The 22,982-nt window shown below is 36.5% G+C and carries 14 protein-coding genes; 9 read left to right on the forward strand and 5 right to left on the reverse strand.

Annotated features, from left to right (window positions below; all coding sequences use genetic code 11):
* Positions 1-133 precede the first annotated feature (133 nt).
* The 4 genes from BM201_RS12725 to BM201_RS12740 all read left to right on the forward strand — a co-directional run bounded on the left by BM201_RS12725 (position 134) and on the right by BM201_RS12740 (position 13,882).
* The gene (locus BM201_RS12725) at positions 134-4,867 is read left to right on the forward strand and encodes a T9SS type B sorting domain-containing protein (RefSeq protein WP_092543199.1); all 4,734 of its coding nucleotides are present in this window, start codon (positions 134-136) and stop codon (positions 4,865-4,867) included.
* A 22-nt stretch (positions 4,868-4,889) separates the two neighbouring features.
* Positions 4,890-5,828, forward strand: coding sequence for a PorP/SprF family type IX secretion system membrane protein (locus BM201_RS12730; RefSeq protein WP_092543201.1), 939 nt, complete (start codon positions 4,890-4,892; stop codon positions 5,826-5,828).
* A gap of 11 nt (positions 5,829-5,839) precedes the next feature.
* The gene (locus BM201_RS12735) at positions 5,840-7,450 is read left to right on the forward strand and encodes an OmpA family protein (RefSeq protein ID WP_092543203.1); all 1,611 of its coding nucleotides are present in this window, start codon (positions 5,840-5,842) and stop codon (positions 7,448-7,450) included.
* A 204-nt stretch (positions 7,451-7,654) separates the two neighbouring features.
* Positions 7,655-13,882: an alpha-2-macroglobulin family protein gene (locus BM201_RS12740; protein ID WP_092543205.1), complete on the forward strand. Its 6,228-nt coding sequence runs from the start codon at positions 7,655-7,657 to the stop codon at positions 13,880-13,882.
* Here BM201_RS12740 and BM201_RS12745 read toward each other — a convergent pair.
* The 4 genes from BM201_RS12745 to BM201_RS18345 all read right to left on the reverse strand — a co-directional run bounded on the left by BM201_RS12745 (position 13,879) and on the right by BM201_RS18345 (position 16,701).
* Positions 13,879-14,406 (reverse strand): DUF4136 domain-containing protein, encoded by a 528-nt coding sequence (locus tag BM201_RS12745; protein ID WP_092543207.1) that lies wholly within the window; start codon positions 14,404-14,406, stop codon positions 13,879-13,881. The two genes, BM201_RS12740 and BM201_RS12745, sit on opposite strands and share 4 nt — an antisense overlap.
* A gap of 150 nt (positions 14,407-14,556) precedes the next feature.
* The gene (obgE, locus tag BM201_RS12750) at positions 14,557-15,573 is read right to left on the reverse strand and encodes a GTPase ObgE (RefSeq protein ID WP_092543209.1); all 1,017 of its coding nucleotides are present in this window, start codon (positions 15,571-15,573) and stop codon (positions 14,557-14,559) included.
* A gap of 14 nt (positions 15,574-15,587) precedes the next feature.
* On the reverse strand, positions 15,588-16,160 hold the full coding sequence (locus BM201_RS18340; RefSeq protein WP_092543211.1) for an adenylate kinase: 573 nt from the start codon (positions 16,158-16,160) through the stop codon (positions 15,588-15,590).
* Between the two features lie 10 nt (positions 16,161-16,170).
* On the reverse strand, positions 16,171-16,701 hold the full coding sequence (locus BM201_RS18345) for a phosphoribosyltransferase (RefSeq protein WP_092543213.1): 531 nt from the start codon (positions 16,699-16,701) through the stop codon (positions 16,171-16,173).
* A gap of 120 nt (positions 16,702-16,821) precedes the next feature.
* Here BM201_RS18345 and BM201_RS12765 point away from each other — a divergent pair, with 120 nt between their 5' ends.
* From BM201_RS12765 to BM201_RS12785, 5 genes are all read left to right on the forward strand, one after another.
* Complete coding sequence (locus BM201_RS12765; protein WP_092543215.1) at positions 16,822-17,982, forward strand: 5-(carboxyamino)imidazole ribonucleotide synthase; 1,161 nt, start codon at positions 16,822-16,824, stop codon at positions 17,980-17,982.
* Positions 17,983-18,105: 123 nt separating this feature from the next.
* Complete coding sequence (gene purE, locus BM201_RS12770) at positions 18,106-18,594, forward strand: 5-(carboxyamino)imidazole ribonucleotide mutase (protein ID WP_013073294.1); 489 nt, start codon at positions 18,106-18,108, stop codon at positions 18,592-18,594.
* A 373-nt stretch (positions 18,595-18,967) separates the two neighbouring features.
* Positions 18,968-20,998: a M3 family metallopeptidase gene (locus tag BM201_RS12775; protein ID WP_092543217.1), complete on the forward strand. Its 2,031-nt coding sequence runs from the start codon at positions 18,968-18,970 to the stop codon at positions 20,996-20,998.
* A 181-nt stretch (positions 20,999-21,179) separates the two neighbouring features.
* Positions 21,180-21,731 (forward strand): sigma-70 family RNA polymerase sigma factor, encoded by a 552-nt coding sequence (locus BM201_RS12780; RefSeq protein ID WP_092543219.1) that lies wholly within the window; start codon positions 21,180-21,182, stop codon positions 21,729-21,731.
* Between the two features lie 2 nt (positions 21,732-21,733).
* Positions 21,734-21,997 carry a zf-HC2 domain-containing protein gene (locus tag BM201_RS12785; protein WP_092543221.1) on the forward strand — a complete coding sequence of 88 codons (264 nt, stop codon included), beginning with the start codon at positions 21,734-21,736 and terminating at the stop codon, positions 21,995-21,997.
* Here the strand turns inward: BM201_RS12785 and BM201_RS12790 are convergent.
* A complete protein-coding gene (locus tag BM201_RS12790) occupies positions 21,975-22,799 on the reverse strand; it encodes a UbiA prenyltransferase family protein (RefSeq protein WP_092543223.1) in 825 nt (274 codons plus the stop codon). The genes BM201_RS12785 and BM201_RS12790 overlap by 23 nt on opposite strands.
* Positions 22,800-22,982 lie beyond the last annotated feature (183 nt).

The following is a 22,982-nucleotide window of genomic DNA, read 5'->3' on the forward strand; positions in this document are numbered from 1 at the left end:
GAATAAGGGGAAAAATACTAATTATTACCAAATACAGAAGGTTTTACAACGCAGATATTAAAAATTATTATAATATTTGTGCTACAAACAATTTAAACTTTATTATTTATTATTCGAATTTAACACCTAGCCTATGCAAAATTTTACTTTGAGGATTAGGGGAACTAAGTTGTTCCTTCTGTCCTTTGTACTATTTATGGGAGGTTTGTCGATGTATGGTCAAAGTGACTGCCCTACGCCGACAGGTACCCAAAACAATCAGACTTTCTGCTATCTGCAAACCGTTGATGCAATTGTAACTGATGGTACAACAATTTACCGATCGGAAGATGGTACAAACCCTGTTCCGGATAACGAACTTTTGGAGGATGGATTTACCTATTATGTGGGTAACGCTGACGGAACTTGTACAACAAGACTTCCAGTTACTGTTACAGTAACTTCTTCTCCAGCCCCAGTAACTGGATACGGAACTACTTTTTCTCCTGCTTTAGGATCTACTGCAGATTCTTATGATGTAGATGATTTAATCGCTACCCTTCAAGATGATAATCCAGGGGACAACCTTGTTGTTTTTGCAGGACAGTTTGATGAAACTCCTTTAGCAGGAAACACCGAATTAATTGCAGAAAACTCTTACTTTGTCGGAATCGACAATGGAGGCTGTCCATCTGAAAGATTAGCAATGCGTTACGATCCTATCGTTGCAGTTGCTCCTACCGGAGATGCTGCACAAACTTTTTGTGACGGTGCTACTGTTGCAGATTTAGTTGCTCAGGGAACAAGCGAAAATACAACAGCTATCCGTTGGTATAGTACAGAAACTTCAAACCCTAATTTGGGTGATGATGTTGTATTAGTGAATGGAGAAACTTACTATGCTACCCAGATTATCAACAATGTTGGTTCTGCTTTACCTCCAACAGAAAGTGAAGAGAGATTTGAAGTTACCGTTACCGTTATCCCTCCTGTAAATGCTGGTGATGACGCTAGTACTGAGGTATGCTCAAATGACGCTTCTCTAGATCTATTTACTCTTCTTTCTGGAGATGCCGATACAGATGGTACATTTACTCTAGACGGCGCTGATATTAATGGTCAATTTGATCCTGCAAACTATACTGCTGGAACATATACAATTACATACACTGTAGCAGATGATTGTACTACAGATGATGCTACATTTACAATAACACTTACAGATCAACCAGAAGCTCCGGTTGTTGCAGACCAGGAGTTTTGTGAAACTGAAAATCCAACAGTTGCTGACTTAGCAGTTGATTCTGGTGTTCTTATCTATGATGATGCTTCTTTAGCAACAGAACTTGATCCAACTACAGCTTTAGCTACTGGAACTTATTACGCAGTGGCTACTAATGGTCCTTGTGCTTCTGTTTCAACTGCATTTGAAGTTACAATTTCTGAGCAACCAGATGCGCCAGTTATCGCTGATATGGAATTTTGTGAAACAGATAATGCTACTGTTGCAGATTTAGGAACAGATACTAACGTTTCTGTTTATGATGATGCTTCTTTAACAACAGAACTTGATCCAACCACAGCTTTAGCAACTGGAACTTACTATGCAGTGGCTACTAATGGTTCTTGTGTTTCTGATACAACTGAATTCGAAATTACAATTTCTGAACAACCAGATGCACCTGCAATTACAGGAGCTGAATTCTGTGAAACAGATGATGCTACTGTTGCAGACTTAGGCTTAACAGATGTAATGATTTACGATGATGCTTCATTAACTACTGAACTTGATCCAACCACAGCTTTAGCAGAAGGCACTTATTATGCCGTTGCTACCAATGGGTCTTGTACTTCTGAAGCTACAGAATTTGAGGTAACTATTACTCCTGCTGTAGCAGCTGAAGCTGGTGATGATATGGCATTTGATGCTTGTATCAATGATACTGTAGATTTAACTGCATATTTAAGTGAAGATGCTTTAACAACTGGTGAATTTACCGGAACAGGCGTTACAGGTACTACTTTCACTGCTACTACTGCAGATACATATACCATAACTTACACGGTAGATGAAACAAACAGCTGTGTTACCACAGGTTCTTCAGACACTGCTACTTTTACAATTACCGTAAATTCACCTGTAGACGCTGATGCTGGAGAAGATATGGATTTTGACATATGTGTTAATGAAACTGTAGATTTACTTTCGTACTTAGCAGATAGCACAAATGATTCTGGTGAGTTTACAGGTGACGGTGTTACCGGTTCTTCTTTCACTGCAACAGCTGCAGGAACTTATACGGTAACTTATACTGTAAATGATCAGGATAACTGTGTTACTCCAGGAACTTCAGATTCAACTATATTTACGATCATTGTTAATGAGCCATCTGATGCTGAGGCTGGTGACGATATGGAAATCTCTGCTTGTGTAAACGAAACCATTATGCTTGCTGATTACCTAAGTGATGACGCTATTACTTCTGGTGAATTCACTGGAGATATGGTAACTGATGGGATGTTTACTGCTACAACTGCAGGAACTTATACTATTACCTATACTGTAGATGAAGATGATACTTGTGTGAACGCAGGAACTTCAGATTCTGCTACTTTCACTGTTACAGTTAACGCTCCTACAGCTGCTGAAGCTGGTGACGATATGGCATTTGATGCATGTATCAATGATACAGTAGACCTAGCAGCTTACTTAAGTGCCGATGCTAATACAACTGGTGAATTCACTGGTGATGGTGTTACAGGTTCAACTTTCACTGCTACTACTGCAGGAAGTTATACAGTGACATATTCAGTTGATGATGAAGACTACTGTGTAACTACGGGAACTTCAGATTCTGCTACATTTACGATCACTGTTAATAATCCTACTCCTGCTGATGCTGGTGAGGATATGGAAATTGATGCTTGTGTAAACGAAAATGTAGATCTTCTTTCTTACTTAGCAGATAGCACAAATGCTTCTGGTGAATTTACAGGTGAAGGTGTTACAGGTTCAACTTTCACTGCTACTACTGCAGGAGATTACACAATTACTTATACGGTAGATGACCAGGACAACTGTGTTACTGCTGGAACTTCAGATTCTGCTACATTTACGATCACTGTAAATACGCCTTCTGATGCTGAGGCTGGGGACGATATGGAAATCTCTGCTTGTGTAAACGAAACTATTATGCTTGCTGATTACCTAAGTGATGACGCTATTACTTCTGGTGAATTCACTGGAGATATGGTAACTGATGGGATGTTTACTGCTACAACTGCAGGAACTTATACTATCACTTATACAATAGATGAAGACGATGCATGTGTTGCTGATGGTACTTCAGACACTGCTACTTTCACTGTCTCAGTTAACGCTCCTACAGCTGCTGAAGCTGGTGAAGATGATGAAATTTCAGCTTGTGTTAATGAAACTATCGACCTAAGTTCTTACTTAAGTGCTGATGCTAATACAACTGGTGAATTTACTGGTGATGGTGTTACAGGTACATCATTCACTTCTGCTACTGCAGGAACATATACAGTAACCTATTCAGTTGATGACGAAGATTACTGTGTAACTGCAGGAACTTCAGATTCAGCTACTTTTACAATCACTGTTAATGAGCCTTCTGAAGCTGAAGCTGGTGATGATGCTGCGTTTACTTTATGTGTAAATGAAAGCGTTGACCTATTTGAATACTTAAGTGACGACGCTATTACCTCTGGTGAATTTACTGGAGATATGGTTACAAATGGAATGTTCATGGCAACAACAGATGGCACTTATACCATTACTTATTCTTTAGATGAAGATGATACTTGTGTTACTGCTGGAACATCAGATTCAGCTACCTTCACAATCACTGTAAACCCAGATGCTAATGCTGGTGAAGATGTAACTGTTGCAGATGGTATTTGTGTTGCAGATACGACTGTGGATCTAAGTATGTACTTAAATGGTGCTGATGACAACGGTATTTTCTCTTTAGATGGAACTGATCTTGCAGATGCTAATTTCGATATTAGTACGGCTGGTGTATATGAATTCACTTATACGGTAACTAATGATTGTGGAACAGATTCTTCTACTCTAACAATTACTGTTAATGAAGTGCCTGATGCACCTGTTGTAACAGATGGCGATTTTTGTGCAATCGACGGCGCTACTTTCGCTGATCTTGATATCGCTGGAGATAACATTGGTTATTACTCAAGCGCAGATGCTAATCCAGATAATATGATCGAATCAACCGATGTTCTAACTTCAGGAACTTATTACGTGACTCAAATGAGTGCTGCTGGTTGTGAATCTGAAACAGCTGCTATTACAGTGACTGTTAACGATCCAGGAACTCCAACAATCGATGCTAGTCAATTTGAAATCTGTGAGTACGACGAAAGAACTGTCGCTTATTTAACTGATGGAATTACAAGTGGTGGAGATATCACATGGTACGATGCTGCTGAAGGTGGAAGTGCGATTAGTGAAAGCGCTCTATTGGTAGACGGCATGACATACTATGCCAGTGCGTACAATAGCACTACAGGTTGTGAGAGTGCTGTAAGATTAGCTTATACTGTAAACTTTACAGACTGTACAATTAGATTCCAGGAAGGTATTTCACCTAATGGAGATGGTCTAAATGATACTTTCGACATCCAATATCTTGAAGATGAATATCCAAACTATGCGATAGAAATCTATAACAGATGGGGTAATATGGTTTACAAAGGAAATGCTAGTACTCCAAACTGGGATGGTACGCCAACTGAATCTTCTCTTGGAGATGATGTACTACCTGTGGGAGTATACTTCTACGTGATTGAATTTAATGACGGATCAACTCCTGCTAGACAAGGAAAAGTATACTTAAGCAGATAATCAGGATAAACACTAGAAAGAAATGAAAAATACAATCACAAAATATCTAATATTTATAGGCATTATCCTTTTTTCTGTAAAAGGTATGTCTCAACAAGATCCAGTGTTCACACAATACATGTATAACATGAGCGTGGTGAACCCTGCATATGCCACAGATGATCCCGGGATGTTAAATCTTGGGGGTATCTATAGAGCTCAGTGGGTAAATGTTGACGGTGCACCTCGCACCGCCAACTTCTTCGCTCACACTCCTATTAGCGAAAGAATCGAACTTGGTTTAACCGTAGTTCATGACGAAGTGGGAGATTGGGTAAAAGAAAATAATATTACTGCAGATTTCGCTTATGTTTTACCATTAAGCCAAAACAGCAAATTATCTTTTGGTGCCAAAGCTGGGGTTACAACTTTCGATTCTAACACAAACGGAATCGTTCTTAATAATCCATTAGACCCGGCATTCCAAAATTATAGTGAAGCATTTCCTGTATTTGGTGTTGGTGCATTCTGGTTTAGTGAGAACTATTACTTAGGTGTTTCTGCTCCTAACCTATTTACCTCTACTCACCTTGAAAATTCTCAAGGAATCCAGGGGATTGGTGAAGAAGCAATTCACTACTACATTACTGGGGGATACGTTTTCGATCTTAGCCAAAATGTGAAGTTAAAACCTGCATTTATGGCTAGAGGAGTTAAAGACTCTCCAATATCTGTAGATGTAACTGCAAATGTTCTTTTATACAATCGCTTAGAAGCTGGTCTTGGATATAGATTCGACGAATCTGTAACAGGATTAGTGAACTTTAAGATCACTCCTCAACTTCGTGTAGGATATGCTTACGATTATACTACTACGAATTTTGGGAACTACAACGACGGTACTCATGAGATCATGGTATTGTTCGATATAGATTTATTCGGTTTAAACAAAGGATACGACAAGTCTCCTAGATTCTTCTAAAAAAGATTAATATGAAAAACATTTATAGCACATTAATAATACTTCTTGTAAGCATCGCAGCTTTCGGTCAAAAGGCCGAAATTAGGAAAGCAGACAAGCTTTTTGCTCAGCGTGCTTATGTAGATGCTGCCTCGACCTACGAAGGTGTGGTAGACAAGAACCAGAAAGTTCTTCAGAATCTTGGAGATGCCTATTTCTACACAAATCAAATGCAAAACGCAGCTGAAGTTTATGGAACATTATTCTCTAGACATGAAGCTACAGTAGAGCCAGAATACGAATTTAGATATGCTCATTCTCTTCGTGCTACAGGCCAGGATGATGAAGCAGATAAATATTTCGCTTCTTATTATGATAAAGATGTAGATATTACTGAATTTGAGGAAAGCATTGTAGACTCTAGCAACCTTTACATCTACGAGCCAGAAATGCTTCCAGCTGAAAATGCTGCATCTTCAGATTTTGGAATCTCTTATTTTGGTGAAGACAAGATCACTTTCGCTTCAACCAGAAATACTGCTCGCCCTATCTATCCTTGGAACAAGAAACCTGCATTAGATCTATATACAGGTGAAATTTCTGAAGAAGGTGAGATCAGTAACATTGTTCTTTTCTCAGACGCTATTAATACAGACGAGCACGAAAGTTCTGCTGTATTTAATGAAGAAGGAACTGTTATGTACTTCGATAGAACTAATGAAAAGCGTTTTAAAACTGAAGAAGGCTTAAGAGTAGCTAACATCAGAATTTATAGAGCTGAACTAGTTGGTGACGAATGGACAAATGTTGAAGCACTTCCTTTTACAAGCGAAGAGTTTTCTACAGAGCATCCTGCACTTAGCCCAGATGGTTCTACACTTTTCTTTGCTAGTGATATGCCAGGAGGACAAGGATCTTTTGACCTTTATAAAGTAGCGATCAACGAAGATGGGACATATGGAACTCCAGAGAACTTAGGTCCTGGAATTAACACTGAGCATAGAGAGCAGTTTCCTTTTGTAAGTGAAGACAACATTCTTTACTTCGCCTCAGACGGTCACCTAGGATTTGGTAATCTAGACGTTTACAAATCTGAAGGAAATTATACTGAAGCTGAAAACTTAGGAAGCTCTGTAAACAGTGCTTATGATGATTTCGCTTTCATCATTAACGAAGGTGAGAAAAAAGGTTTCCTAACTTCTAATAGAAGTGGTAACGATAATCTTTATTCTTTCACAAGAACTAAGTATGTTAAGAAAACAAGACAAATTGATATTCCTCACGAAAACAGAATTTACTTTGAATTCGATAAATCTAAAGTAACTGAAGAATACCAGGAAGTTCTTGATAAAGTAATCGACATCCTTAAAGGTAGCGACGCAACAGAGATCAAAATTGCTTCTCATGCCGATGCTAGAGGTACTGAAGAGTACAACCTTAAATTGTCACAAAGGAGAGCCGATGCCACCAAAGACTACTTAGTAGCTCACGGTATTTCTTCTGAAAATATTACTACAAAAGGATATGGTGAATCTCAACCAGTAAATGATTGTACTGAAGAGAGAGGATGTTCTGAAGAAGAATATGCTAAAAACCGTAGAAGTGTAATTACATTTACTACAATGGAAGTTGTAGAAGACTAATTACATTCCTAAAAACAATTTAAAAGCTCCGGTAATCCCGGAGCTTTTTTTATTTACAGACTTTTCGTAAACTAGCTCGAGACAAGTCCATGAGGATTTTATTAGAAAATATTTTAATTTAGAGACAAATCTCGGAGTATTTAATCTCGATTATCGAGTAAATTACAATAGACCTCCCTACGCGTCATCAACAAATCATCTATCATGAAAAAAGTTATCGCGTTTCTCATCCTTTCGATTATTAGTCTATGGAATTTAACTGCCCAGGATTTTTACAAAGATCAATGGACTAAAATTGAGGAACAGGAAATCTTAGGGAATACCAAAACAGCAAACGATCTGGTAGAGAAAATTGCAATAAAGGCGAAAATCGATAAAAATGACGCCCAATCTATAAAAAGCCTTTTCTACCTTTCAAAATTTGCAATGGACTTACAAGAAGAATCAGCTACGGTTATCGTCCAAGAAATTCATAACAGAATTCAGAATTCAGATTCGATCTCTAAATTCATTCTTTATTCCATTTTAGCCGATTTTCAATCGCAATATCTTCAGAAGAACGCTTACCGAATTAAGGATAGAACTAGTGTTGAAAATGACACTGCTAACTTTCAGTTTTGGAGTACTGATAATTTTAATTCAGAAATAATAGAAAGTTATCGAAAATCGATCTCAGAAAAAGAAAGCCTCGAAACCACCAATATCGATAATTATTCTTACTTACTAAATACACTCCATGAGCCAACAATACACTTCAACAATATTTACCAATTGCTCATTAATCGAGCATTAAATTACGGAAAAAGCAACAACCGTTATCTTTCCAAAAACTCACAATCGTTTAAGATCACTAAAGATCATTTAGTTTCAAGTGATAGATTTACAAAAACCGACTTAAATACTTCAGAAGAAACAGATAAAGACTATTTCACTTTGAAATGCTATCAGGAGCTTGAAAAATCTCTTCTAAAAAATAACGAAAATCAACTTCTAGCCTATTTTACTCTAGATCGCTACAAATACATAAAATCGAAAATCGCTATTTCTGAAAGTGATTTTTTAAAAGCATTGAACGATCTAGATCCTAAATTTGAAGATAAACTCGCAAAAGATCTAATCGCTCTCGAAAAGGCACTTACACTAAAACGAAGAGCAAGCAAACAAGATTTCCCTCAAGACAACATCAATGCGATTTCACTCTCAGAAGAAATTCTCAAACATGGTTTCAATTCGTATTTAAAGAACAACGCACAGAATATTATTTCAGACATTAAGAAAAAAGAATTTAGCGTTCAGGTAAATCCATATCAAAGCCCGCAGAAAAACTTTCCAATTTTTATTTCATACACTAATCTGGACTCCCTGCAATTCCAGATTTACAAATTGAATAAAACAGATTTCAATTTTTTGGATAAGCACAATTTTTATACGGAAGAACAAAAAATTAAACTCAAAAAACTATTAAAGAAACTCAATTCTGAAACTAAAGAGTTTTCAAATTGGATCAAGCTACCTAACAAAAGCCAGCACTTTAAAAGAACTACAGAAACAATTGCACCTAAACTTAAAATTGGCAAATATGTTATTTTACTCAAAGATAAAAGCCTCGACGATCTATATGCGTTAAAAACGATTCAGGTAAGTGAACTAAGTTTAATTTCCAATCAGGATGAAAATATAGATCTTAAAGTAGTTAATCGCGAAACTGGCAAACCAATCGAAAACGCAACGGTAAAAGCTATTCTTCATTCTAACAACAATACAAATTCTTATGAGCAAACTTCAGATAAAAACGGAAATTTAAGCTTCTCACCAGAAGTAGATTATCTCAGAAATATCGAATATAACATTACAAAAGATCAGGATGAAATCATATTGGAAAATCGGTATTCTTACTACAGAAATACTTACGAAAACGAAGATGAAGAACGCGGATTCTTATTCACAGATCGAAGTATTTACAGACCCGGCCAGCAGATTTATTATAAAGGTGTATTAGTTTCTAAAATAGGTGATTCGAGCAAAGTACTTTCCGGTAAAAAAATAGCGATTCGTTTTTTAGATGCTAACCGAAGCGAAATTGAAAAAAGACAGGCAAAAACAAACAATTTTGGTAGTGTATCTGGAAACTTTGAAATCCCAACAGGCTTAAAAACAGGGCAGTTTACCATCCAAATTCAAGAAGAAAGCGGTAAAGAAAGACCAAATTTTTATGCCACGAAAAGAGTTTCTGTGGAAGAATACAAAAGACCTAAATTTAAAATAGCATTTAAACCTATCACTCAATCCTTCGCTTCAAATGATTCTGTTAAGATTAATGGATATGCTGAAAGTTTCTCTGGAGCGCGCTTAAGTCATGCTAATGTAACTTATCGAATTCTAAGATTTGAGAATTACGGTTATGCATCTAGATACAGAAAAATTAATCCCCAAGAAATTGACAATGGAGAATTACAGACCGACGAAAATGGTGATTTTCAGATTAAATTTTTAGCGAAAGCTGAAAACTCCGAAATTCAAGACCCAGATCAAATCTACTCGTATAACATTGAAGTTTCAGTAACCGATATTAATGGTGAAACACAATCTAAAGAAACCACGGTAAATGCCGGAAGCAAACTAAACATTCTTAGTATTTCAGGAAATTATGAATTTTATAAAAAAGATGGAATAAATTTCATCCCAAAAGTCACCAATCTTAATTATGAAGATGTTGATTTGCCCGTGACTGTTGAGATCTACAAACTACAAGCTCCTGAAAGAATCTTAAACTTTGGTAGTGACCTACCTAATCCAGACACTTTAAATATTAGCAAAAACAAGTATAAAAACTTTTTACCACATACTGCATTTTTGAATGAAGATAAAAAATCGAACTGGAAAAATGGCAAACTATGGCATGAAGCAACAGCAACTTCTAATAAAAAAATTAAGCTCAAAAACATCAAAAAATGGCCTCCAGGAAGCTATAGAATCATCCTAAAAACCAAAGACAAAAAAGGAAATAAAATCGTTCAGGAAAAAATTATTGATTTAAAAGATAGGCAGACAAACAAGGCTTCAGATAATCAACTTTTTGAATACATAATCGCAAATAAAGATTTTACCAAAGATGGTTTTATTGAAATTTCCTTACTTACCGCTGCTAAAGATTTATATGTAAACCTGGAAGCTTATATTGAAGGCAAGGCTGTTTTTCAGCAATACGTCGATCTAAAAAAAGGAGCTAAAAACATCGAAATTCCGATTAAAGATTATGTTGGAAAAGAAGTCAGCTTAAGATTCAGCAGTATTAAATATAATTCGACTTTTACAAGCACAGAGCGAATCAAGCTAAAAGACAAAAAACCACAACCTGAAATTATTTTAAGCACTTTTAGAGATAAGATCGAACCGGGCAGCAAAGAACAATGGAGTTTAAAAATTAAACCAAAAAACAACAAAGATCAATTTGAAGTTCTCGCTGGGATGTACGATGCTTCCCTAGATCAATTTAAAGAACATTCCTGGCCAGAGCATATTAATATTGGTGGTAGATACTATAGACTACCTAATTTAGGTTTTCTCGAATTCTCTCCTGCAGATTTCAGTTTACATAACCGCAACTATTTCTATTTTGCCTACGAACAACCAAGATTGCCCAAACTAGATTATTTTGGATTTAGCTACAATAATACTCGAAAAGAAAATCGTGATTACCTGCTAAAATTACTGTTTCGAGGCAAGGATTTTACCACAGATTATGTTTCTAAAGGCGGAATTATTAAAGGCAAGGTAATCGCCATTTCAGATCGAAAACCATTGCCAGGAATCACTATCGAAGGTTCAAACACTGGGACGCAAGCTAATTATGACGGCGAGTTTGATATTAAAACTAAAGAAGGAGATCAATTAAAAGCATCTTTTATTGGATTTCAAGCATCTTATTTTATAGTAAATGAAGATAAAAGTATTACTATTTTAATGGCTGAAGATATAGAAGCTTTAAATGAAGTGGTAACTGTTGGAAATTCTGTAAAGATTAGAGGTATGAGTTCCGCAGCGGTAGAAGAAGTTGCTATGGACATTTCTAGAGATCAGGTTATGGGTTATACAACTCAGGATTCTACAGCTGGAGATCAAAAAGAGCTTTCGGTTAAAGCCAGACAAAATTTGAATGAAACCGCCTTTTTCTATCCAAATCTAAAAACCGATAAAGAAGGAAATATCAATTTAGAGTTTACTTCTCCTGAAGCTCTAACCCAATGGCGACTAATGCTATTTGGACATAACAAAGAAGCTGAATCTGCCTATAAAGAAGCTTTTACTGTTACCCAGAAAGAACTGATGCTTACACCAAATGCACCACGGTTTTTAAGGGAAAAAGATAGCATTGTTATTTCAGCTAAGATTAGCAATTTGAGTGACGAATTTTTAAAAGGAAAAGCGCAATTAAAATTGTTTAATGCTGAAGATGAATCTAGAATCGACACTAACCTCAGCAATACAAATGCTATTCAGGAATTTAATGTAGCAGAAAACGGAAATACGCAGCTAAGCTGGAAACTTTACATTCCGGAAGATTTCAACTTAATTCGCTATGAAATTGTCGCAAAAACTGAAGAATTTGAAGATGGTGAAACCAATTTATTACCGGTGCTTAAAAATAGAATGCTGGTGACCGAAACCATCCCAATTTGGCTTCAGGGACAGGAAGAAAGAGAATTCAGTTTAAGAAAAAATGATTCTAAAACGTTACAAAATCACCAAATTACTTTAGAATATACTGCTAATCCGGCTTGGACGGTACTTCAATCGCTCCCCTATCTTATCGATTATCCTTACGATTGTAGCGAGCAGACCTTCTCTAAATATTTCGCAAAGGCTATTTCAGAAAAAATACTGAAAGAAAATCCGGAGATCGCCGAAGTCTTGAAGAAATGGAATGAAAATTCAGCAACAAGCAATTTAGAGAAAAACGAGGAGCTAAAAAGCATACTTTTACAGGAAACGCCCTGGGTAAATGATGCTAAATCTGAGACCGAAAACATCCAAAACCTATCAAAATTATTAACCACCAAAAACCTGCAATCTTACCTTTTAAAATTGCAGAATATGCAAAATGGCGATGGTGGTTTCCCGTGGTTTAAAGATGGACGATCTAGCTTTTATATTACCAGCCATATTCTTGGAGGTTTTGCGTATTTGCTTCAGAATAACTCGATAGAATTAAATAAAACTTCCGAAGAAATTATCGAAAACGGACTCGGCTTCCTTAAAAATTACATGTTAGAGCATCACGCTAATAAGTTTGATAATAACATTACCGGTACGCGATTCTCTCCAAACGAAATTCTATATCTCTACACCAAAACTATCCTGGCAGATGAATTTTACTTCGAGGAAAAAGAAGAAGATTTTATCGATAAAATGATACAAAATCTGAAACAAAACTGGCTTGATCTCAATCTACAAACTAAAGCTATGCTAGCCGTAAGTTTCAACAATTATTATGAAGAAGAGGAAGCTACAAAAATCGTCAACTGGTTTAAACAAAACAGTATCGAAGATGATAAGGGCGGTATGTATTTTAAAAATAATGCTGCAGGAAAGTTTTGGTATCATCATCCTATAGAAACACAGGCAAAGATCATCGAAGCTTTTGCAGCCGTAAATCCTGAAGATAAGGATATCGATAAACTGAAAAACTGGTTATTGCAACATAAACGTAAAAATAGTTGGGCAACTACAAAATCGACTACGATGGCGGTAAACGCATTTCTTTCCTACGGAAAAAACTGGCTTAAGGAAAGTAGCCAACCTGAGATTAAAATGAATAATGAATCGGTTAAACTGGATTCCATATTTAAAGAGAAAAGCGATTTAGGGCATGTAAAGAAAACCTGGAATGATGAAAAAGAACTTCAAAAAATAGCGAATTTCAGTATAAAAAATAACAACGATGCCCCTGCCTACGGCGGTATTTATCATCAATACTTTGAGGATTTAGATAAGATCGAGCGATCTAAAGGCGAAGAGATCATTATCAACAAAGCTTTATTTCTGAAGGAAAACACCAGCGAAGGCCCACAATTAAAATCGCTACCAGAAGTGCTAAAAGTTGGCGAATTAGTTACGGTGAGAGTCACCATCGATGTAAAATCTGATTTTAAATTTGTGCATTTAAAAGATATGCGTGCCAGCGGACTAGAACCTACAAGCGTACTTTCCAGGCATAAATATCAAGACGGGCTCCGCTATTATCAAAGTAAAAAAGATGCGGCTACACATTTCTTCTTTGATTATTTACCTAAAGGAACTTATGTTTTTGAATATGATCTAAGAGTAAATAACGCCGGGGAATTTTCTAACGGAATTACGCAAATTGAAAGTATGTATGCACCAGAGTTTTCCAGCTTTTCTAAAGGCACAAGGATTAAAATTGAAAATTAATCCTTTGGAGGGTATGCTTCTAAAGCTTTAGCAAAAACTTTATCGAATAATACCTGACGCTGATCTGGAGTTGCGTTATAGTTGAATTTTACCTCAACTTCAGCTTTCCAGACTAAGGCGTCTTTTTCGACATCGATAAAATCGATAATAAACCGAACGTAATCTTTTGGGCCACCAAGCGGAATTCCGCCAGAAACCCCTACTCCAACATTTCCGCCGCCGCTTCCTACACCAACACCCAGCGTGTTATTGTTTTGTTCCTGAAATTTTTCAGTATACACATTAACGTATAGATCTGGATTTTCTTCAGCTAAAGCTATGTTTTCCTGGCGCATAAAATGATCTAAACTGCTAATGATCCTTTTCTCGTCAAGCTGACTCATCTCGGTTCGAAAATCTGGAAACAGCTGATAGGTTTTATATTGATCGAAATTAGTTTGCGCATCGTAATCGAAAGTGGTTCTTGGCGTATTGCAAGAAACCAGCAACAAACAGAAAAAAACAAGCTTAGCGACTAACTTCATATTGGATAATTTTAAACTACTTTTTAAAATTAAGCAAAAATCATCCCACTTCTTAGTTTGCAATAGATTTTACAAAAAGAAGCTTTAAAAATCAACAATATCGACAAAAGCAGTTTATTCGACAATCGATATTAAGTTCTCTGAAGTAGTTTATTTCTTATTCTCTGGATCTTTATTAAGCATTTCCCAAAGCTTATCTTTAAGCTCGGTTAATCCTTGTTGCGCTACTGAAGATATAAACAGATATGGCACCGGAAGATTTTCGTCTAATTCAGCTTTCAATTCGGCTTTTAGCTCGTCATCCAGCATATCGGTTTTAGAAACAGCTATTAAACGATCTTTATCCAGCATTTCTGGATTATAACGTCTAAGCTCATCTAATAAAATTTCATATTCCTTCGCAACATCTTCAGCATCGGCAGGAACCAGGAATAATAATGTCGAATTTCGTTCAATATGTCTTAAAAAACGATATCCAAGTCCTTTTCCTTCCGCAGCACCTTCAATAATTCCGGGAATATCGGCAACTACAAAAGATTTGAAGTCACGATATTTTACGATCCCAAGATTAGGTTTTAATGTAGTAAATTCATAATCGGCAATTTTAGGTTTTGCCGAAGTGATTACCGATAGTAAAGTAGATTTCCCTGCGTTAGGAAAACCTACCAAACCTACATCGGCTAAAACTTTAAGCTCTAAAGTAATATCTAATTCCTGCCCATCGATACCCGGTTGCGAGTAACGTGGTGTTTGATTGGTAGATGATTTAAAATGCCAGTTACCACGGCCACCCATACCGCCTTCTGCGATAATGATCTCCTGACCATCTTCGGTAACTTCATCTATAATTTCCTGGGTTTCGGTATCTCTAATTACCGTCCCCAAAGGAACATCTACAATTTCGTCCTGCCCATCGGCACCAGAGCTTCTTTGCTTACCTCCGTTACCGCCATGCTCGGCGCGAATATGTCTTCTAAAACTAAATTCGAATAAGGTCCAAAGATTTTTATTTCCACGTAAGATCACGTGACCACCACGACCTCCATCTCCTCCATCTGGGCCACCTTTTGCTACATATTTTTCACGGTGTAAATGCGAAGATCCAGATCCTCCATTTCCCGAAGATACATGCAGCTTTACGTAGTCTATAAAATTCCCTTCTCTCATTATCTAATTTCGAATTATAATTTATCGATTACGTTGCTAATTCTTTCGGTAATTTCTTCTACAGAACCTACCCCATCAACACCGTAATATTTGTCTTGTTTTTTGTAATACTCTTTTAAAATGGCAGTTTCTTCATAATACACCGTAATTCTGTTTCTAATCACAGCCTCATCTGCATCATCTTTTCTTCCAGAAGTTTTCCCTCTTTCTAACAAACGCTTCACTAAAACCTCATCTTCTACCTCTAAAGCGATCATTGCTTTAACTTCAGTACCTTTTCCTTTAAGGGAATTTGCCAAAGCATCTGCCTGATTTTCTGTTCTAGGAAAACCGTCAAAAATAAAGCCTTTAGCTTCAGGATTTTTATCAACTTCAGCATTAAGCATATTAATCGTTACCTCATCTGGCACTAACTGACCTTTATCGATAAACGATTTTGCGGTTAAACCTAATTCTGTTTGATTTTTGATGTTGTATCTAAAAACATCTCCGGTAGAAATATGTACTAACTGATATTTCTCTTTAAGAATATCTGCCTGAGTTCCTTTGCCCGCTCCCGGAGGGCCAAAGAGTACCAAATTTGTCATGTGTATTTATTTACGATTTACGTTTGTATACAGAAGTAAGATTACGGCCAAGACCATCATAGTCTAACCCGTAACCTACTATAAATTCATTCGGAATTTCGATTCCTGTATAATCTAATTTGAATTTTTCGCGATATATGGAAGGTTTATGAAAAAGCGTTGCAACTTTATAATCGGCCACACTCTTTTCATTTAAAATCTGATCGAGTTCTTTAAGCGTGCCTCCAGTATCCACAATATCTTCTAAAATTACCACTTTCTTACCGGCCAAAGATTTAGTAAGTCCAATTAAGGTTTTTACATCTCCGGTAGATTCGGTTCCTTCATAAGATCCCAGCTTCACAAACTGAATATCACATTCTCCTTTATATTTCTTCATAATTTCAGAAGAAAACATGAAAGAACCATTTAAAACACTAAGAAAAACTGGTTGCTCGTCTTTATAATCTGCATTTAGATTATCTGCTATTTTAGTGATTGCTTCATTGATTTCTTCCTCACTTACATAAGGTTCAAAAACAAGATCGTGTAGTTTTACCAAAACTTCAATTTTTTAAAGAAGCAAAGATAAGGAATCTCATTTACACCACTCTACCAATTTCTATAAGAATAAATAGGGCAATCTGATGTAAAAATTTATTTTTGCACAAACATCGCAAATATGATTAATTACTTTTCTTCAGATTTTAAACTAGGAATTCTTGGTGGTGGCCAGTTGGGTAAAATGATGCTTTACGATACCCGTAAATATGATATTCAGACTTATGTTTTAGATCCTAGCGACGAAGCTCCCTGCAAAATTGCTTGTAATTATTTTGAGCAAGGTGATCTTATGGATTATGAAACGGTTTTAAACTTCGGAAGAAAAGTTGATGTGCTTACTTTTGAAATTGAAGGAGTTAATGTTGAAGCTTTAAAAGCACTGGAAGCTGAAGGAATTAAAACCTTCCCAAGTGCTGCAACCTTAGAGAAAATTCAGAATAAAGCCGTACAAAAACAGTTTTATACTGAAAAAGATATTCCTACCGCGCCATTTAAAACCTATCAAAAAATAGAGAATCTTATCGCAGATGTTGAATCTGGAGCTAGATCTTTACCTTTTGTTTGGAAAAGTGCCACAGGTGGTTATGACGGTAAAGGTGTTTCGGTGATCAAAGAAGCTGAAGCTTTAAAAGAATTACCGGATGCCGAGTGTATTGCTGAAGAAATGATTCCTTTTAAAAATGAGCTTGCGGTGATCGTTGCCAGAACACCAAGTGGCGAGGTTAAAACCTATCCTGTGGTAGAAATGGAATTTCATCCAACGGCCAATCAAGTAGAATATGTGATTTGCCCGGCAAGGATCGAAGATCATGTTGCTGAAAAAGCAAGAGCAGTAGCACAAAAAGTATCTGAAGCTTTTGAACATGTTGGGCTTTTAGCGGTTGAAATGTTCCAAACAAAAGAAGATGAAATCCTGGTCAACGAAGTTGCTCCACGACCTCACAATAGTGGTCACTATAGCATTGAAGCTAGTTACACCAACCAATTTGAACAACATTTACGAGCTATTTTAGATTTACCATTAGGAAACACCGATAGTAAAGTAGGCGGAATTATGGTGAATCTTGTTGGTGATAAAGATCACGAAGGCGAGGTAGTTTATGAGAATATCGATAAGATTATGAAAATGGACGGTGTTACTCCGCATATCTACGGAAAAAAGATCACTCGCCCTTTTAGAAAAATGGGACATGTAACTATTGTAAACGAAAATATCGACGAAGCTAGAAAAGTGGCCGAGCAGGTTAAAGGCGAAATTAAAGTAATTAGCAGAAGTTAGAAGTTTTTCTGAATCTTTTTTGGGTTTCAAACTCTAAAATATTGAAGCCTACCCTCAATAGTAAACTGATTAATTAAAATTAAAAGCTAATTGCTTATAGCTGTTAGCTAAAAAATACAAATTATGAGCAAAGTAGGAATAATAATGGGAAGCACCAGCGACCTGCCGGTAATGCAGGAAGCGGTAGATATTTTACAAGGATTTGATATCGAAGTTGAAGTAGATATTGTTTCAGCACATCGAACTCCGGAGAAATTATTCGACTACGGAAAAAATGCTCATACTCGCGGAATTAGCGTAATTATCGCTGGCGCCGGTGGAGCCGCTCACCTACCGGGAATGATCGCGTCTCTTTCTCCTCTACCCGTAATAGGAGTGCCGGTAAAATCAAGAAACTCCATCGATGGATGGGATTCTGTTTTATCTATTTTACAAATGCCAGGCGGAGTACCGGTTGCAACTGTTGCTTTAGACGGAGCTAAAAACGCCGGAATCTTAGCCGCACAAATCATTGGTGCAGCTGATAAATGTGTTCAGGATAAAGTTTTAGTTTATAAAGAAGGTCTTAAGGAAAAAGTGATCAAAGGTGCTGAAGAGGTTAAGAAGAAGTAGTTTCTAGATCGCTGCGCTTTTAGATCTTAGATCGCGTTGTTGTTAGTATTTAGAATTGAGTATTTAGATTGCTTTTTTTATATTCCAGAATCTAGAAAATAGATTTTAGATTACTTATTAATGAATGAGATTTCTTCATTTCTTTAGAACTAATCTGTAATAAAATTAGCTGATTGCTGAAAGCTAAAGGCTGCCTGCTAATTGATCACTGTTTATTGATTATTGCTAATTGACATCCTGCCAATTCGTCCGAAAAAGTAGGCTCAAAATCGATAATTCTGGCAATCAATCTTTAAAACCTGAAATAACATACCTTTTCTAGTTTATGGCTTAGGCTTTGCTCATTTTATTTTCGAAAAAAATTGAAGGTATTATGAGTACAAATAACCCGCTATTGCAGGACTTTAAATTTGCTCCGTTTTCTAAGATTGAGACCGAACATTTTAAGCCTGCAATTACCGAAGCCATACAATTAGCAAAATCTGAAATCGAAAATATTGCTTCAGCTGAAACTGAGCCAACTTTCGAAAATACTATAGAAGAATTAGAATTTTCAGGAGAAAAACTGGATCGTGTGAACAGTATTTTCTTCAACCTTAATTCTGCTGAAACTAATGCTGAAATCCAAAAGATTGCACAGGAAGTTTCTCCCCTTTTATCAGAATTCAGAAATGATATTATTTTAAATGAAGCTCTTTTTAAACGCGTAAAAGCGGTTTACGATCAAAAAGATCAGTTAGATCTTACGACAGAGCAAAAGACGCTTTTAGATAAAAAATACAAGGCTTTTTCTAGAAATGGTGCTAATCTTCCGAAGGAAAAACAGGAAGAATTACGGGAAATCGACAAGCAACTTTCTGCGTTAAGTCTAAATTTTGGTGAAAATGTTTTAGCTGAAACCAACAAATTCGAGCTACAGATCACCAACGAAGAGGATCTTGATGGCTTACCAGAGAGTTTTAAAGAAGAAGCGAAAGGCGTAGCAGAATCCAGAGATAAAGAAGGCTGGATCTTCACTTTAGATTATCCAAGTTACATCCCGTTTATGAAGTATGCGAAAAATCGTGAGCTTCGTAAAAAAATGGCGATCGCTTTTGGTGCTAAGGGATTTCATGGTGATGAATTAGATAATCAGGAAAATGTACTGAAAATCGCTAAACTTAGGTATCAGCGAGCACAACTTTTAGGATTTGACACGCACGCGCATTTTGTCTTGCAGGAACGTATGGCTGAAACTCCGGAAAAAGTGGATAGTTTCTTAAATGAACTGCTTGAAAAGGCAAAACCTGCTGCGGAAAAAGAATTTGCAGCGCTTGAAAAATTCGCGAAAGAATTAGATAATATCGACCGACTGGAAAAATGGGATTCGGCTTACTACAGCGAAAAATTGAAGCAAAAATTATTCAATTTGGATGATGAGAAGTTGAAACCTTATTTCAAATTAGAAAATGTGATCGATGGCGTTTTTACGGTTGCAGGCAAGTTATACGGACTTCAATTTAACGAAACCAGCGAGGTTGAAAAATATCATCCAGATGTAAAAACCTACAATGTTACTGACGAAAATGGTAAAGATGTAGCTTTATTTTATGCCGATTTTCACCCAAGACCGGGAAAACGTGGTGGCGCCTGGATGACCGAGTATAAATCTCAGTATATAAAAAATGAAAAAGAAGAACGCCCGCATGTTTCGATCGTTTGTAATTTCACGAAACCTACAAAATCTGAACCTTCATTATTAACTTTTAATGAAGTGACCACGCTTTTCCATGAATTTGGGCATGCGCTGCACGGAATGTTAGCCAATACGGTTTATCCAAGTTTATCGGGACCTAATGTGTATTGGGATTTTGTTGAATTACCTAGCCAGGTTTTAGAAAACTGGTGCTACGAGAAAGAAGCACTTCAATTATTTGCAAAACACTACAAAACCGGCGAAGCCATCCCGATGGAATTAGTAGAGAAGATCAAAGAATCTTCTAATTTTCAGGAAGGTATGCAAACCGTTCGGCAGTTGAGTTTTGGAATGCTGGATCTAAGCTGGCATGCTATCGATCCTACAGATATAAACGATGTAAAAGCACACGAAAATAAGGCTTTTGAGCCTACCAAATTATATCCAGATGTTCCTGAGAATTGTATGAGTACCGCATTTTCTCATATTTTCCAGGGAGGATATTCGGCTGGATATTATTCGTATAAATGGGCAGAAGTTTTAGATGCCGATGCTTTTGAATACTTCAGTGAAAAAGGAATTTTCAGCAAAGAAGTGGCCGATAAATTCAAAAACAATATTCTTTCTATGGGCGGGACAGAGCATCCAATGACGCTTTACAAACGCTTCCGTGGAAAAGAACCTCAGCCAGAGGCTTTGTTAAAAAGAGCCGGATTGATCGAGAAGTAAATTTCTCAATATAGTCATCCTGAACTTGATTCAGGATCTCATCCACATATTAAGTGATGAGATTCCGGATCAAGTCCGGAATGACTAACACTTTAAATCCAAAAAAATTTCTAGCATATAAACCATTATTCAGAGTAAATAAGTTTTCTTATTTTTGACTGATAATCTCACGACAAAAACAATGTCAACGCATACCATAGATCCTACAAAGTGGGTAGACAAATACTCAGATTATCTCTTCAATTATACGATTGTAAGAGTAAATGATCGTGAGATTGCCAACGATCTTATTTCAGAAACTTTTCTTGCCGGTCTTAAATCGATGGAGAATTTTAAGGGAGAAGCCAGTGAACGAACCTGGTTAATTTCGATCCTTAAAAGAAAGATCATCGACCATTACCGCAAGATGAATTCGAAAAAAGGTCAGGCCGAAGTTCATATTAATTATCGTGATGGCGAAAATGACGGTGACTGGCTGGAAGAACAGGTTGCCGATCAATTTGATAAAACCGCCGAAGACGATATGGAAAATACCGAACTTGGGATGGCAATTTTAGATTGTTTAGAAAAAATAAATTCTAAACACGCTGAAATCTTTAAGATGAAAACGATAGATGGTGTAGATACCGAAGTTATTTGTAAAGAATTCGACATTACTCCGTCTAACCTTTGGGTGATAATCCACAGAGCCAGAACGGCATTAGCTGCCTGTCTGGAACAAAATTGGTTTTAATTATGCAGGAAGAAAAGAAATATATTGATTGTGATAAGGCTGAATGCTGTTGTGATAAAGGCCAGTATAAAGAAGCCGATAAAATTGAAAAACTTCAGTTGCTAGAGCATTTGGCAGAATGCCCTCGTTGTAGAGAATACAGTGAGAAGAACACCAGGCTTACAGAGCTTATCGAAAAAGCAAAACTTAAGTGTTGTAGTGAAGATGAAAAAGAATGCTGGCGTAACGCTATTGAAGAAGAACTTAAAAAATCTCATTCAGAATAACTAATATAAGCACCCAGAAAATGGGCGCTGCTTCTACCCAAAACGCAGCATAAAAAGGTTTTTGCTTTATTCTTGAAGCCAAAAGCATCCCAATTACTACCACAGAAAAAGCACACAAACCGGCAAAGCTTTGGTTTCCGATATTTGTTCTAAAAATTGAAATACCTACCGCAATTAGCATTAATACACTTCCAAAAATCTTGGTATTTTTTACGCCAAACAATTGCGGAATAGTTTTAAGGGAAGGATCATCGAACTTAAGATCCCGAATCTCGAATGGAAGCATCAGCACTATATGAATCAAGATTCGTTGAAAAACGACTAAAATTTTATCCTGAAGCGAGATCTCATATTGGTGAAGTAAAGGCAATAAAACTCCGGTTCCCGTCGCTGTTATAGCAATTACAAAAACCTTAATCCCGGCGATATTCCTTAAATTTTGATGTCCTTTTAAAACCGGCGTCGCATAAAGCAATGTGAGCATTCCCAAAATTGAAGACACAAACAAAGTTTTATAATCCTGCTTCAGCGTAAACCACAAAAGCGCTATAAAACAAAAAAAAGAAAAAACCTGTATAATTTTAAGGTTTTCAGCTAAACTAGAATGATGTAATCTGGCTACACTAGCATATTTTACAAAATTATAGCTGCTAATTGTTCCGAAGAAAATAAAACCCAGCAGATTTTGGTCGATTTCTATTCCAAATTCCAAAAATGTGACCAGCGTAAAACAAAGCACCGCAATCCCGGTGTGGATACTAGAATTTATATAAAGTTTAAAGAGATTTTTAAGCCATTTCACTCGGCTAAAATAGCGATTTAAAAATTCAGTTTAATATTCGCTAAAATGAGATTCAATTCATATTCAATTTCATTAAATATCAACAACTTAGCAGACGTTAAAAAATGTTTAAAAGTGTCTCCCCTAATCTTTAAATATTTACGTTGAAATTATGTAATTTCGCGGCATCAAAAACACAACTAT

Source organism: Zunongwangia mangrovi (assembly GCF_900112105.1).
Taxonomy (GTDB): domain Bacteria; phylum Bacteroidota; class Bacteroidia; order Flavobacteriales; family Flavobacteriaceae; genus Zunongwangia; species Zunongwangia mangrovi.